Origin of the sequence: Streptococcus sp. DD10, assembly GCF_001578805.1 — a bacterium.
Lineage (GTDB): Bacteria > Bacillota > Bacilli > Lactobacillales > Streptococcaceae > Streptococcus.
The window spans coordinates 557,523-571,998 of sequence record NZ_KQ969157.1 but is presented as its reverse complement, the minus strand read 5'-3'; the positions used below and the strand labels follow the sequence as shown (position 1 = coordinate 571,998).

9 protein-coding genes and 3 pseudogenes are annotated in these 14,476 nt (G+C 39.9%); 11 read left to right on the top strand and 1 reads right to left on the bottom strand.

The genetic code is table 11. The features are described 5' to 3' along the window. The first annotated feature begins 368 nt into the window (after positions 1 to 368). The 4 genes from trmFO to STRDD10_RS02525 all read left to right on the top strand — a co-directional run bounded on the left by trmFO (position 369) and on the right by STRDD10_RS02525 (position 4,571). On the top strand, positions 369 to 1,703 hold the full coding sequence (trmFO, locus tag STRDD10_RS02540; protein WP_067192839.1) for a methylenetetrahydrofolate--tRNA-(uracil(54)-C(5))-methyltransferase (FADH(2)-oxidizing) TrmFO: 1,335 nt from the start codon (positions 369 to 371) through the stop codon (positions 1,701 to 1,703). A gap of 105 nt (positions 1,704 to 1,808) precedes the next feature. Further along, positions 1,809 to 2,633, top strand: a complete 825-nt coding sequence (locus STRDD10_RS02535) for an alpha/beta hydrolase (protein WP_067192837.1) — start codon at positions 1,809 to 1,811, stop codon at positions 2,631 to 2,633. 23 nt (positions 2,634 to 2,656) lie between these two features. Beyond that, complete coding sequence (locus STRDD10_RS02530) at positions 2,657 to 3,397, top strand: esterase family protein (protein ID WP_067192835.1); 741 nt, start codon at positions 2,657 to 2,659, stop codon at positions 3,395 to 3,397. A 10-nt stretch (positions 3,398 to 3,407) separates the two neighbouring features. Continuing rightward, positions 3,408 to 4,571 (top strand): ATP-grasp domain-containing protein, encoded by a 1,164-nt coding sequence (locus STRDD10_RS02525; RefSeq protein WP_067192834.1) that lies wholly within the window; start codon positions 3,408 to 3,410, stop codon positions 4,569 to 4,571. A 76-nt stretch (positions 4,572 to 4,647) separates the two neighbouring features. Here the strand turns inward: STRDD10_RS02525 and plsY are convergent. Then, positions 4,648 to 5,318 (bottom strand): annotated as a pseudogene (gene plsY, locus STRDD10_RS02520) (glycerol-3-phosphate 1-O-acyltransferase PlsY). Positions 5,319 to 5,460: 142 nt separating this feature from the next. On the opposite strand from plsY, the gene parE reads away from it, so the two are divergent. The 7 genes and pseudogenes from parE (at position 5,461) to parC (ending at position 14,468) form a co-directional block, all read left to right on the top strand. After that, the gene (gene parE, locus STRDD10_RS02515; RefSeq protein ID WP_067192832.1) at positions 5,461 to 7,404 is read left to right on the top strand and encodes a DNA topoisomerase IV subunit B; all 1,944 of its coding nucleotides are present in this window, start codon (positions 5,461 to 5,463) and stop codon (positions 7,402 to 7,404) included. Positions 7,405 to 7,418: 14 nt separating this feature from the next. Then, complete coding sequence (locus STRDD10_RS02510; protein WP_067193027.1) at positions 7,419 to 9,446, top strand: HsdM family class I SAM-dependent methyltransferase; 2,028 nt, start codon at positions 7,419 to 7,421, stop codon at positions 9,444 to 9,446. Then, positions 9,440 to 10,090 carry a restriction endonuclease subunit S gene (locus STRDD10_RS02505; protein ID WP_082782020.1) on the top strand — a complete coding sequence of 217 codons (651 nt, stop codon included), beginning with the start codon at positions 9,440 to 9,442 and terminating at the stop codon, positions 10,088 to 10,090. Before STRDD10_RS02510 ends, STRDD10_RS02505 begins: the two co-directional genes overlap by 7 nt. A gap of 20 nt (positions 10,091 to 10,110) precedes the next feature. Next, positions 10,111 to 10,653 (top strand): annotated as a pseudogene (locus tag STRDD10_RS02500) (restriction endonuclease subunit S); the annotation flags it as partial. Positions 10,654 to 10,717: 64 nt separating this feature from the next. After that, positions 10,718 to 11,074: pseudogene (locus tag STRDD10_RS02495) on the top strand (aminoglycoside 6-adenylyltransferase); the annotation flags it as partial. A gap of 89 nt (positions 11,075 to 11,163) precedes the next feature. Beyond that, entirely contained in the window at positions 11,164 to 11,724 is a 561-nt protein-coding gene (locus STRDD10_RS02490) for a nucleotidyltransferase family protein (protein ID WP_067192826.1), read from the top strand. A 293-nt stretch (positions 11,725 to 12,017) separates the two neighbouring features. After that, positions 12,018 to 14,468, top strand: coding sequence for a DNA topoisomerase IV subunit A (parC, locus tag STRDD10_RS02485; protein ID WP_067192824.1), 2,451 nt, complete (start codon positions 12,018 to 12,020; stop codon positions 14,466 to 14,468). Positions 14,469 to 14,476 lie beyond the last annotated feature (8 nt).

Here is a 14,476-nt window from a genome sequence, read left to right as displayed (position 1 = left end):
CTAGTTCGTAATCGAGACATACTCTTAAAAAGAGTTGCAGATAATCGTTTGACTTCTAGTATTGATATAGAACAGGTACGAAAACAAAATCTACAAGTAGTTCGTAAAAATATTGATAACTGGATAGACTCTAATTTTCAATACTTACTTGGTCAAATACTTCAAATTAATAAACTACCCAGTAATACAGAAGCAGTCATTAGAATCAGTTGCATAGCCCAAAATTATCGGCATGATTATAGGACATTCAGCTTCAATAAATAAAAACATTAAAAAGGCATTCAGAGTTCTTCCTGCTTGTCTTTTTTGTTCCCATTTTGTTATAATAGTCGAAGCTATTTTTATTTAGAAGAACGAAGGGAACAAAAATGTCATTATCTTATATTAACGTGATTGGAGCTGGTTTAGCCGGTTCTGAGGCGGCTTATCAGATTGCCAAACGTGGTATTCCAGTAAAACTTTATGAAATGCGTGGGGTCAAAGCAACACCACAGCATAAGACAACAAATTTTGCAGAATTGGTTTGCTCTAATTCTTTCCGTGGCGATAGCTTGACCAATGCTGTAGGGCTTCTTAAAGAAGAAATGCGTCGTTTGGACTCTATCATTATGCGAAATGGAGAGGCTCACCGTGTGCCAGCTGGTGGTGCCATGGCAGTTGACCGTGAAGGTTATGCAGAAGCAGTAACAGCTGAGATTGAAAATCATCCATTAATTGAAGTTATCCGTGAAGAAATCACAGAAATTCCTGATGATGCCATTACAGTTATTGCCTCAGGACCATTGACTTCTGATGCTCTAGCTGAAAAAATTCATGAGCTTAACGGTGGAGATGGCTTCTATTTCTATGATGCCGCTGCACCAATCGTTGATAAAGCGACTATCGATATGAACAAGGTTTACCTTAAGTCACGCTATGACAAGGGTGAAGCAGCTTATCTAAATTGTCCAATGACCAAGGAAGAATTCATGGTCTTCCATGAGGCTTTGACAACAGCTGAAGAAGCTCCTTTGAATTCCTTTGAAAAAGAAAAGTATTTCGAAGGGTGTATGCCTATCGAGGTCATGGCTAAACGTGGTATCAAGACAATGCTCTATGGCCCTATGAAACCGGTTGGTTTGGAGTATCCTGAGGATTACAAAGGGCCACGTGACGGCGATTTCAAGACACCTTATGCGGTTGTTCAGCTTCGTCAGGACAATGCGGCTGGTAGTCTCTATAATATCGTTGGTTTCCAAACTCATCTCAAATGGGGAGAGCAAAAGCGTGTCTTCCAAATGATTCCAGGTCTTGAAAATGCTGAATTTGTCCGTTATGGGGTAATGCACCGCAACTCGTACATGGATTCGCCAAATTTGCTCAAACAGACCTTCCAATCAAAATCAAACCCTAATTTGTTCTTTGCGGGACAAATGACTGGGGTTGAAGGTTATGTTGAATCAGCTGCCTCAGGCTTAGTTGCAGGAATCAATGCAGCCCGTCTCTTTAAAGGTGAAGACGAAGTGATTTTCCCTCATACAACAGCTATCGGAAGTCTTCCATATTATGTGACGCATGCTGAAAGCAAACATTTCCAACCAATGAATGTTAACTTTGGTATTATCAAAGAGTTGGACGGTCCACGTATTCGTGACAAAAAAGAGCGTTACGAAAAAATTGCGGAGCGTGCTCTTAAGGATTTGCAAGATTTTTTAACAATTTAGTGAAGAAAAATTAAGATATTATAAAAAAGTTAGGTCATTTCCTAACTTTTTTATATTTTTATGGTATAATGATATAAAATTTTGAATATAGAGAGTTTTCTGACAATGAACAAATCTTATTTTTATCTTGACATGAAAACGCATGATCTGGTGCTCCCCTACACAGGTCAGAGTCGCCGTGTGCGTGTACTTTTGCCAAAGAATTATGAAACAGATACGGATCGTTCTTACCCTGTCGTGTATTTTCATGATGGTCAGAATGTTCTTTATAGTAAAGAGTCTTTTAGTGGACATTCCTGGAAAATCATTCCCACGATTAAACGTAATCCAGATATTAGTCGTATGATTGTTGTTGCTATTGATAACGACGGACTTGCTCGGATGAATGAGTATTCAGCATGGAAATATCAGGAGTCTAATATTCCTGGTATGCAATTTGGTGGTAAGGGAGTTGAGTACGCAGAATTTGTGATGGATGTAGTTAAACCCTTTATTGATAAGCATTATCGTACTAAGTCAGAACGAAAGTATACAGCTATGATAGGTTCTTCCTTAGGTGGTAATATAACACAGTTTATGGGAGTGGAATACCAGGAACAGGTTGGTTGTCTGGGGATATTTTCATCAGCTAATTGGTTGCATCAAGATGCTTTTGAACGGTATATTGAACGAAAAAATTTGTTATCTGATCAACGAGTTTACATATATGTTGGGACCGAAGAAGCAGATGATACAGATAAAACGTTGATGGCTGGAAATATTAAGCAAGCTTATATCAACTCATCACTTCGTTATTACCATGATTTGATTAGAGGGGGAGTGGAACTTTCTAATATTGCTATCCATATTCAATCAGGGGCCATCCATAATGAAGAAGCTTGGGCTGAAAATTTACCTGATTGTTTACGATTTTTTGCACAGAATTGGTAATAAAATTTAGAAAAGAGGAAATTATGAATATTGAACATCTTAACCATTGGAGTGGTCAATTGAATCGTGAGATGTATGTTAACCGTTATGGGCATGCAGGAATTCCTGTTGTTGTTTTTGCTTCATCTGGTGGTAGTCATAATGAGTACTATGATTTTGGTATGATTGATGCTTGTGCTAGTTTTATTGAGGAAGGGCGAGTACAGTTCTTTACGTTGTCAAGTGTGGATAGTGATAGCTGGTTAGCGACTTGGAAGGAGGGGCACGATCAAGCAGAAATGCATCGAGCTTATGAACGTTACGTTATTGAAGAAGCTATTCCATTTATTAAACATAAGACAGGTTGGTTCGACCCTATGATGACAACGGGTTGTTCAATGGGAGCTTATCATGCTCTTAACTTCTTCTTACAACATCCAGATGTTTTTAACAAAGTTATAGCTCTTAGTGGTGTCTATGATGCACGATTTTTTGTTGGAGACTATCATAATGATGAAGCAATCTATCAAAATTCTCCTGTTGATTATATTTGGAATCAAAATGATGGCTGGTTTATTGATCGTTACCGTCAAGCTGAAATCATCGTATGTACTGGGCTAGGCGCTTGGGAACAAGATGGACTTCCTTCTTTCTATAAGTTAAAAGAAGCATTTGATCAAAAAGGAATTCCAGCCTGGTTTGCAGAATGGGGGCATGATGTTGCTCATGATTGGGAATGGTGGCGTAAACAAATGCCCTATTTTTTAGGTCAGATGTATTTATAAGGAGGTGTGTATGAATTATCTTGTTATTTCACCATACTATCCACAAAACTTCCAACAGTTTACAGTTGAACTTGCAAATAAGGGTATTAACGTTCTTGGTATTGGTCAAGAGCCTTATGAGCAATTGGATCAACCTTTGAAAGATGCATTGACTGAGTACTTTCGTGTAGATAATTTGGAAAATTTGGATGAAGTTAAACGTGCGGCAGCCTTTCTTTTCTACAAACATGGTCCAATTGATCGCATCGAATCTCATAATGAATATTGGTTGGAATTGGATGCTGCTCTTCGTGAACAGTTCAATGTTTTTGGTGCCAAACCAGAAGACCTTAAGAAGACTAAATTCAAGTCTGAAATGAAGAAGCTCTTCCAAAAAGCTGGAGTTCCAGTTGTGCCTGGTGCAGTCATTAAAACCGACGAAGATGTGGACAAGGCTGTGAAAGAAATTGGTCTTCCAATGATTGCTAAGCCAGATAATGGGGTTGGTGCAGCTGCAACCTTCAAACTTGAAACAGAAGATGATATCAATCATTTCAAGGCTGAGTGGGACCATGAAATAGTTTATTTCTTTGAAAAATTTGTGACTTCAAGCGAAATCTGTACTTTCGATGGTTTGATTGATCATGATGGCAATATTGTTTTCTCAACAACTTTCGATTATGCCCACACACCACTTGACTTAATGATTTACAAAATGGATAATTCTTACTACGTTCTTAAGGAAATGGATTCTAAGTTACGTAAGTATGGTGAGGCAATTGTCAAAGAATTTGGTATGAAGGAACGTTTCTTCCATATTGAGTTCTTCCGTGATGGTGATGATTATATTGCTATTGAATATAACAATCGTCCAGCAGGTGGCTTCACAATCGACGTCTATAACTATGCTCATTCTTTCGATTTGTATAAGGGTTATGCGGATATCGTTGCTGGTGAACCATTCCCAGCTTCTCAGTTTGAGCCACTTTACTGTTTGGCAACTTCACGTCGTGCAAGCTCACACTATGCTTACTCAGAAGAAGAACTTTTCGATAAGTATCGTGAACAACTTAAAGTTAAGAAAATCATGCCTGCAGCCTTTGCAGAGTTGCAAGGTGACTTCCTTTATATGTTGACAACTCCAAGTCGTGAGGAAATGGAACAAATGATTGAGGACTTTGGTAAGAAAAAGTAAAAGATGAGTATGACAACGAATAAGTTGTACTCAAAAAGCTCTATAACATCTATAATGGATTTACCTACTATAGAAATTATAGAGCAGAATAGATGTCTTGATGCAGACATCTATTTTTTTGTTGTTTGGTTAAGTTCAAGCCCCAAGGGACCAGATTTTCTTTTTTTGACGAATACGCGTTAGATTGTCTTTGTGCCTAACAATAATAATAGATGCTAATAGGAGCACAATCAGGCTAAATAACCAATCGTAGCTGTCTAGAAGGAACCCAAAGGCAGGGAAAAGAAAGGTCGCAATAATGGCGAAAATGGCTGCTACGACACTTGAGAGTGAAATCATGCTACTGAGATAAAGAGTTGTAAAAAAGATAGCAGCAAGAAAAAGGCAAAAATGAGGGGCGATACCAAAGATAACACCTGCACTGGTTGCGACAGCCTTGCCACCTTTAAAACCAGCAAAAATAGGGAATGTGTGCCCAATGACAGCTAAAAGACCAAATATAAGAGGAGATATTCCTTGTACTTGGAATAAATAAGGAAGAAGAGCAGCAAGTGTACCTTTAAAAAAATCAATGATAAACGTTACAATTCCTGCCTTAGTCCCTAAAATTCGGAAAGTATTGGTGGTTCCTGTATTTCCGGAACCATATTCACGTAGGTTTTTTTGAAAGAAAATGTGTCCAATCCAGAGTCCAGATGGTATCGAACCTAGGAGATAAGCTAGTATTAGTAATAAAATTGTAAATATCATATTTCTATTATATCATGAAGTTTAGAAATAGGAAATGGAATGTTACTTATAAGTTGTTACGTCTGAAAAATAAGAAAAACTTTGCAAATTCTGTTAAAAACCTGTAAAATAGAAAGGATGAAAAATTCTGGAGGCTAGTTTGGCTAAAAAAGAAATTAACGTAAACAATTACAATGATGATGCGATTCAGGTTTTAGAGGGGTTGGATGCGGTTCGTAAACGTCCGGGGATGTATATCGGTTCGACCGACGGTGCGGGTCTTCATCACCTGGTCTGGGAAATCGTGGATAATGCAGTCGATGAAGCCTTGTCTGGCTTTGGTGATCGCATTGATGTGACTATCAATAAAGACGGAAGTCTAACAGTAGAGGACCACGGTCGTGGGATGCCGACTGGTATGCACGCCATGGGAATTCCAACCGTAGAGGTTATCTTTACTATTCTTCATGCCGGAGGGAAATTCGGTCAAGGGGGGTATAAGACATCTGGAGGTCTCCACGGGGTGGGGTCTTCTGTTGTTAATGCCCTTTCTAGTTGGCTAGAAGTTGAAATTACCCGTGATGGAACGGTTTATAAACAACGATTTGAAAATGGGGGCAAGCCTGTTACAACTCTTGAAAAGGTCGGTACAGCACCCAAGACTAAGACAGGTACCAAAGTTACCTTCATGCCTGACGCAACGATTTTTTCTACGACTGATTTCAAGTACAATACCATTTCAGAGCGCCTCAATGAGTCAGCCTTTCTCTTAAAAAATGTCACTTTGTCTCTGACGGACAAACGGACAGATGAGGCTGTTGAGTTTCACTATGAAAATGGGGTTCAGGACTTTGTTTCCTATCTCAATGAGGACAAGGAAACCTTGACACCAGTTCTTTACTTTGAAGGGGAAGACAATGGTTTTCAAGTGGAAGTGGCCCTCCAGTACAATGATGGCTTTTCAGATAACATCCTATCCTTTGTCAATAACGTCCGTACCAAGGACGGTGGAACCCATGAGACAGGGCTCAAGTCAGCCATTACCAAGGTTATGAATGACTACGCTCGTAAGACGGGACTTCTCAAGGAAAAGGATAAAAATCTTGAAGGTTCCGATTACCGGGAAGGGCTAGCTGCTGTTCTTTCTATCTTGGTTCCAGAGGAGCATCTGCAGTTTGAAGGACAAACCAAGGACAAACTTGGAAGCCCTCTGGCTCGTCCAGTTGTGGATGGGATTGTGGCTGATAAGTTGACCTTCTTCCTTATGGAAAATGGGGAACTGGCTTCCAATCTCATTCGCAAAGCTATCAAGGCGCGTGATGCCCGTGAGGCGGCACGTAAGGCGCGTGATGAGAGCCGAAATGGCAAGAAAAATAAAAAAGACAAGGGCTTGCTTTCAGGTAAATTAACCCCAGCCCAGTCTAAAAATCCAGCAAAGAACGAACTCTACTTAGTCGAGGGGGATTCTGCCGGTGGTTCTGCCAAACAAGGTCGTGACCGTAAGTTCCAGGCTATCTTGCCCCTTCGAGGTAAGGTTATCAATACAGCCAAGGCCAAGATGGCGGATATTCTCAAAAACGAAGAAATCAATACCATGATTTATACCATCGGTGCTGGTGTGGGTGCAGACTTCTCTATTGAAGATGCTAACTATGACAAGATCATTATCATGACCGATGCGGACACCGATGGTGCCCATATCCAAACTCTTCTTTTAACCTTCTTTTATCGCTACATGCGTCCGCTAGTTGAGGCAGGCCATGTCTATATCGCCCTTCCGCCTCTTTACAAGATGTCCAAAGGGAAAGGCAAGAAAGAAGAAGTGGCCTATGCTTGGACGGACGGAGAGCTAGAAGAACTCCGCAAGCAGTTCGGCAAAGGCGCTACCCTCCAACGCTACAAAGGTCTTGGTGAGATGAATGCGGACCAGCTCTGGGAAACAACCATGAACCCAGAAACGCGTACCCTTATCCGTGTTACAATCGAAGACCTAGCACGCGCCGAACGCCGTGTCAATGTTCTCATGGGAGATAAGGTCGAACCACGCCGTAAGTGGATTGAAGATAATGTCAAATTTACGCTGGAAGAAGCGACAGTGTTTTAATGAAAGAAAATAATATGTTAGTAAACTGGAAATTAGAGTCGGATGTGAATGACTATGTGAAAAAGCAGTTTGAAAATCTTGGTTTGAAAAAATTGCAGGATTATAATGAAGAATCTGCTATGAGTGCTTATCTCAAAGAGGCGCTTAAGGGAGCTGCTAAGACGCAAACTAAGACTAATTTTGGGAAACCAGATTTTCATATTGAAAAATACAAACAAGTTCCTATCTTGATTGAAAACAAACTCAAATTATCTAAGCTAGTTGCTCAAACAAAGGACGGTATTAAGTTTGATGATAAATCCATTAGTGATTTTGCAGTGAATGGGGCTTTGCATTATGCGAGGGCAGTTATTGATAGCGGTAAATATCATGAAGCCGTTGCAGTTGGTGTTGCAGGTGATAACGAAGAAAATGTGACTATCAAAGTTTATTATGTCTTTGGTTCTGCTCCTAATGCCTATAAAGAGTTATCAAAGGTTACGACTTTTGATTTTTTGGAAAATGAGTCTATCTTTGAGACCTTCTACAAAGATGCTGTTCTGAGCGAAGAAGAAAAACACCAAATTCTGATTGATAGCCAAGCGACCTTGCAAGGCTATGCTAAAAAGCTCAATAAATTGATGCACAATCATAACATCACAGCTCCTCAACGGGTGCTTTATGTGTCTGGTATGCTATTATCTATGCAGGATATCGTAGATTGTAAGGGAAACAAGGTTGATGATGGCTTAATACCTGACGATTTAAAAGGTGTGCAGTCTGAAACCAAGCGTGATGGTAAGAAAGTTGTTGATCAAATCAAGGCATTCCTAGATGAACGTGAAATCAATGAAGACAAGAAAACTCTCATGTTGGCTTCTTTCGGAGAAATTTCCAAAGATAGCCAACGTGATGAGTTGACTACCAATGATAAAGAAGTAGCACAACTTCTCCCTCAAAAGGAAAATTCTGTTACCAAGCAAATTTTCACTTTTATCTATGAGAATATTTTCAAATCCATTGATGGTTTTGGGGGACATATCGATATTATGGGTGAGATGTACTCTGAATTTCTCAAGTACGCTTTGGGAGATGGAAAAGAAATTGGTATTGTCCTGACACCTCCTTATGTTACCAAAATGATGGCGCAAATTCTGGGGATAACAAGTGAGAGCAAGGTTATGGATTTGGCGACTGGTTCAGCTGGTTTCCTCATTTCAGCGATGGAGTTGATGATAGATCATGCAAATACCAGTTTTGGGAAGGGGACTTCTCGAGCTAACAATGAGATTGCAAAGCTCAAGAAAGATAATCTACTAGGAATAGAACTAAATGCAGAGATGTATACCTTGGCGACAACCAATATGATTCTTCGTGGAGATGGGTCTAGTCGAATTGAAAAAGGTTCTGCCTTTAATCGTCCTGAGAGTTTATTTACGGATTTTAAAGCTAATCGTGTTTTGCTGAATCCACCTTTCTCTTATGAAGAAAATGGTCTTCCTTTTATAGCTTATGGTTTGGACAAGATGGAGCGTGGCGGTCTTGGTGCTATTATCATTCAAGATAGTGCTGGTTCTGGTAAGGCAACAAAGACAGCTCAAGCTATTTTGAAAAAGCATACCCTACTTGCCTCTATCAAAATGCCCGTGGATCTTTTTGTTCCCATGGCAGGGGTCCAGACTTCTATCTATATCTTTAAGGCGCATGAGGCACACGATTATGACCAGACGGTTAAATTTATTGACTTTAGAAATGACGGTTTTAAACGTGCTAAGCGAGGTATTTCAGAGGTTGATAATCCTATCCAGCGTTACCAAGATGTGATTAAAATTTATAAGGCTGGAAAGAGAGCGGAAGTGAGTAAAGAGCTTTGGGATTTGGAGGCTGTCTTTATTGAGGACTTTATCACTGACAAGGGTAATGATTGGAATTTCGAACAGCACCAGATCATTGATACAAAACCAACCTTGGACGATTTTAAAAAGACTGTTGCTGACTACCTATCCTGGGAAGTAGAACAACTCCTGAAGAGTAAGGGAGAAGATAGCTCAAAAAAATCCTAAGCCCCAGACTCGCAAAGTTAGAGGATGACTTTGTCAAAGCTGGGGGAGAGTTTAAAGAATATAAAGTATCCGATTTATTTGATATTGTATCGGGGAATCAGCCGTCCCTTCGTAACCGTTTTAATGTAAAGGAAGAAGGAATGGTCAATACAATTACTGGAGCGACAACTCGAAATGGGATAAATTTTTATTCGTATAGCGATTTTAGTTATAATCATGAGTTGACAATATCAAAAGATGGTGAGTATGCAGGAACAGTTTTCTTACAGACAGAACCTTTCATTGTCGGAGGACACTGCATGGGGATTTTTGCTAGTAAAAACTATAAAACAATGTCTGATGAGAGTAAACTATATATTGCATCTCTTATTAATAAAGTACGTCCGATGTGGGCAGGTAATGATAGACCTAGCGTACAAAAATCTCGTCTTGAAAAATTAGAACTGGAATTACCATTTTTAAATAACGAGATAGCATTTGTATATATGGAAAGCTACATCAAAGCGCTCGAGGCTGAACGCATCGAGACGCTCGAGGCTTACCTAACTGTAACAAATCTTAGGGATTACCATCTTACAAAAAATGATGAAAAAGTACTTGACAGGTTTGCAAAACTTTCCGATACTAAGAGTAGAGTAGAGTAGAGGAGTCGGAGGACTATACTTATTTTAAATTGCAAGATGTATTGAAATGGTGTTCTGGAATTAAAGAGTTAAATCCGTTAAAATTAGATGAATTATCCGATGAAAGAGAAAATAAATATCCTTTCTATGGACAGGCAATAATTAATAATGGTATTATTTCTTATCACAGTTTGAGAAGAGAGGTTCTAAATAATCCAGATGGAAGACCAACAATTTTAATTCATTCTAATAATCAAAATATTGTCTATTTAGAGTCACCATTTTATCTAAAAGATGGACATGGTGCAACAAGTGACATACAATCAGAAAAATTGGACAAATATACGGCATTCTACTTAATGACTGCAATAAAAAAAGTTATTGAGAAGAGATTTAATTATAATGCCAAGGCTACCAAAATTGGGTTAAAAGAAACAGAGATTCAACTTCCAATTCAAAATGGACAAATCGACTATACATTTATGTCTGACTTTATTCGAGCAGTGGAGAAATTAGTTATCAAGGATTTAGTTATCTGGGCTGATAAAAAAATTGCTGCGACTAAGGAAGTAGTGGCAAGATAGTTCAGGAAATCTGTCCTTTTTAGGGATTAGCTGTCCTTTTTAGGCAGCTTTTCCCTAAAAAGGACAAGTTGAATTTGAAAAAGCCTGCAATGAATTTTGGTGAGTGTCAGCCTACGTGGTCAAGGGTATCTGTCGCAAGCAAGTCATTTATGCCACGGACCATCTCTATGGAATCTGTCAGAAAGAGTTATTAAAAGTCTTAGCTTGGCAGGTAGCAAGTGATAAGGGAACAGTAGACGTCGGCAAGAATTATAAGTATCTTTTTAACTATTTACCCACTGATAAAGAAAAGGAACTCTCAGATTTGCTTAATTTTTCAAGTATAGAAAAACTCACCCAATCTTTGTACGCTACAATGAAACTTTTCCATCAAGAGGCTCAGTACCTTGTTCAAAAAATGGGATTTGACTATGATAAATAAGTAGCTGAGAAGATGATTGAGTATGCTGAGGAAAGAGTGAAGAAGTTTGGGAATAATTGGAAAAATGAAAAAGCGAGAGGAGAAGACTCATGATTGAAAAAGTGGAACGCCTCATTACAGAGATTAATCGTATTCATCGAGAATATTCTAAAGATTATTTTGAAACGGGTAAGGTGGAGAAAATCAATCTCAAGCATACCTTTTCAAAAGTTCCGATGAAAGCTATTTTGGCCTATCGTCTGAATTTACATGAGTCAATTAATGACTATCTGATGAAAGCGGATGTTCAAGATATTGCCTATGTTTATCGTGTTAAAACTTCGGAGTCTATTTTAGATAAAATTACACGTTTTTCCGAGCGTCAAGAGGGTTATCCTGTGAATTCCATTCTCAATGATATTTTTGGTGCTCGTATGATTTTAAGTTCCAAAGAGATAGCTCAGGTTATGGAAGAACTAGATGATTGGCAAGAGTTGTACGGACTAAAAAACTGGTATTTACGTGATAAAGATGGCTATGTCGGTATTCATATCTATTTTAAAAATAAAAGTAATTTTTATTATCCATGGGAACTTCAACTTTGGGATAAGAAAGATGTAGATAGCAATATCGCCAGTCATATCAAGTATAAACGAGGATTTGTGGAGTAGACATTTCAAGTGGAAATGACGATATGGGAATTGGATGAAACTCACTTACTCTATATTTTTTCTTTTTCCATAATATTTACTTTTCATTCTTCGAAAGGAGTTGAAAACGCCTTAAATACTGTGTAAAATTCCTTATTACTCACTGAAGCAATAAATTTTAAACACATTAAACTACAGAAAGGGTCGATTGGTTATTTCTAGTAACTGAATACGAGATTAATTTCTGTAAAACATTCTTTATTTTATTAAAAAACCTACTCTACATTCTTTGAAAGGAGTTGAACACGCCCTATATGTCTAACATTCAAAACATGTCTCTTGAGGACATCATGGGAGAGCGCTTTGGTCGCTACTCCAAGTACATTATTCAAGACCGGGCTTTGCCAGATATTCGTGATGGCTTGAAGCCGGTTCAGCGTCGGATTCTTTATTCCATGAATAAGGATGGCAATACCTTTGACAAGAGCTACCGTAAATCGGCCAAGTCAGTCGGGAACATCATGGGGAATTTCCACCCACACGGGGATTCTTCCATCTATGATGCCATGGTTCGTATGTCTCAGGACTGGAAAAACCGTGAGATTCTAGTTGAAATGCACGGTAATAACGGTTCTATGGACGGAGATCCGCCTGCGGCTATGCGTTATACCGAGGCGCGTTTGTCTGAGATTGCTGGTTATCTTCTTCAGGATATCGAGAAAAAGACAGTTCCTTTCGCTTGGAACTTTGACGATACTGAGAAGGAGCCGACGGTTTTGCCAGCAGCCTTTCCAAACCTCTTGGTCAATGGATCGACTGGTATTTCGGCTGGTTATGCCACAGACATTCCTCCCCATAATTTGGCTGAGGTTATCGATGCGACAGTCTACATGATCGACCACCCAACAGCCAAGGTTGATAAGCTGATGGAATTCTTGCCTGGTCCAGACTTCCCTACAGGAGCCATCATCCAAGGGCGTGACGAAATCAAGAAGGCCTATGAAACTGGGAAAGGGCGCGTGGTCGTTCGGTCGAAAACTGAGATTGAGCAGCTAAAAGGCGGTAAGGAACAAATCGTTATCACTGAGATTCCTTATGAAATCAATAAGGCCAATCTCGTCAAGAAAATCGATGATGTTCGTGTTAATAACAAGGTGGCAGGTATTGCTGAGGTTCGTGATGAGTCTGACCGTGACGGTCTTCGTATCGCTATTGAACTTAAGAAAGATGCGAATACTGAGCTTGTCCTCAACTATCTCTTCAAATACACTGACCTGCAAATTAACTATAACTTTAACATGGTGGCGATTGACAATTTCACTCCTCGTCAGGTCGGGATTGTGCCAATCTTGTCTAGCTACATTGCCCACCGCCGTGAAGTGATTTTAGCGCGTTCCCGCTTTGACAAGGAAAAGGCTGAGAAACGTCTCCATATCGTCGAAGGTTTGATTCGCGTGATTTCGATTTTAGACGAAGTCATTGCTCTTATCCGTGCTTCTGAGAACAAGGCTGACGCTAAGGAAAACCTCAAGGTCAGCTATGAATTTACAGAGGAGCAGGCTGAGGCTATCGTTACCTTGCAACTTTACCGTTTGACCAATACCGATGTGGTTGTTTTGCAGGAAGAAGAAGCAGAACTTCGTGAAAAGATTGCCATGCTTGCAGCCATCATCGGTGATGAACGGACTATGTATAATCTCATGAAGAAAGAACTCCGTGAGGTCAAGAAGAAGTTTGCGACAGCACGTTTGAGTGAATTGCAAGACACAGCTAAGGTAATTGAGATTGATAGTGCCAGCCTGATTGCTGAAGAGGAAACTTATGTCAGTGTAACCAAGGCAGGCTATATCAAGCGTACCAGCCCACGTTCCTTTGCGGCATCCACTCTGGAAGAAATTGGCAAACGTGATGATGATCGTTTGATCTTTGCACAAGCCGCCAAGACCACTCAGCATCTCTTAATCTTCACGACACTTGGAAATGTCATCTATCGCCCCATCCATGAATTGGCAGATATTCGCTGGAAGGACATCGGTGAGCATCTCAGCCAAACCATTACCAATTTTGAAACAAACGAAGAAGTCCTCTATGTTGAAGTCCTGGATCAATTTGAGGATGCGACAACCTACTTTGCAGCTACTCGTCTCGGTCAAATCAAGCGTGTAGAACGGAAAGAATTTGCTCCATGGCGAACCTACAAATCCAAATCGATTAAATTTGCTAAATTAAAGGATGAGTCTGATCAAGTAGTAGCTGTCGCTCCAGTTCTACTGGATGATGTTCTTTTGATTAGCCGCAATGGTTATGCCCTTCGATTCAATATTGAAGAGGTTCCGGTTGTCGGTGCCAAGGCGGCGGGCGTCAAGGCTATGAACTTGAAAGCAGAAGATGTGGTCCAGGTTGCCTTTGTTGCGAACACCTCATCCTTCTATCTCTTGACCCAGCGAGGAAGTCTCAAACGGGTTGCAATTAGTGAGATTCCACAGGCTAAACGAGCTGGTCGTGGATTGCAAGTCCTTCGTGAACTAAAAAACAAGCCTCATCGGGTCTTTCTAGCCGGCGCAGTTGCTGAGTCAGTAGTCGTCGACGACCTCTTTTCGACTGAGGTGACCGAGACGGAACAACGGCTAGTTGTACAATCAACGAAGGGCAACATCCTGGAAACTCGCTTGCAAGATTTGAATTTATCCGAGCGAACCAGTAACGGCTCCTTTATCTCAGACACCATTTCAGATGAGGGAGTTTTGAGTGCAATGGTAAAATAAAAGTTTTT

What these genes read in the sequence shown, in the direction of transcription:
- trmFO (WP_067192839.1), top strand. Translation starts at nt 369, where the DNA reads ATGTCATTATCTTATATTAACGTGATTGGAGCTGGTTTAGCCGGTTCT.
- STRDD10_RS02535 (WP_067192837.1), top strand. Translation starts at nt 1,809, where the DNA reads ATGAACAAATCTTATTTTTATCTTGACATGAAAACGCATGATCTGGTG.
- STRDD10_RS02530 (WP_067192835.1), top strand. Translation starts at nt 2,657, where the DNA reads ATGAATATTGAACATCTTAACCATTGGAGTGGTCAATTGAATCGTGAG.
- STRDD10_RS02525 (WP_067192834.1), top strand. Translation starts at nt 3,408, where the DNA reads ATGAATTATCTTGTTATTTCACCATACTATCCACAAAACTTCCAACAG.
- STRDD10_RS02510 (WP_067193027.1), top strand. Translation starts at nt 7,419, where the DNA reads ATGTTAGTAAACTGGAAATTAGAGTCGGATGTGAATGACTATGTGAAA.
- STRDD10_RS02490 (WP_067192826.1), top strand. Translation starts at nt 11,164, where the DNA reads ATGATTGAAAAAGTGGAACGCCTCATTACAGAGATTAATCGTATTCAT.
- parC (WP_067192824.1), top strand. Translation starts at nt 12,018, where the DNA reads ATGTCTAACATTCAAAACATGTCTCTTGAGGACATCATGGGAGAGCGC.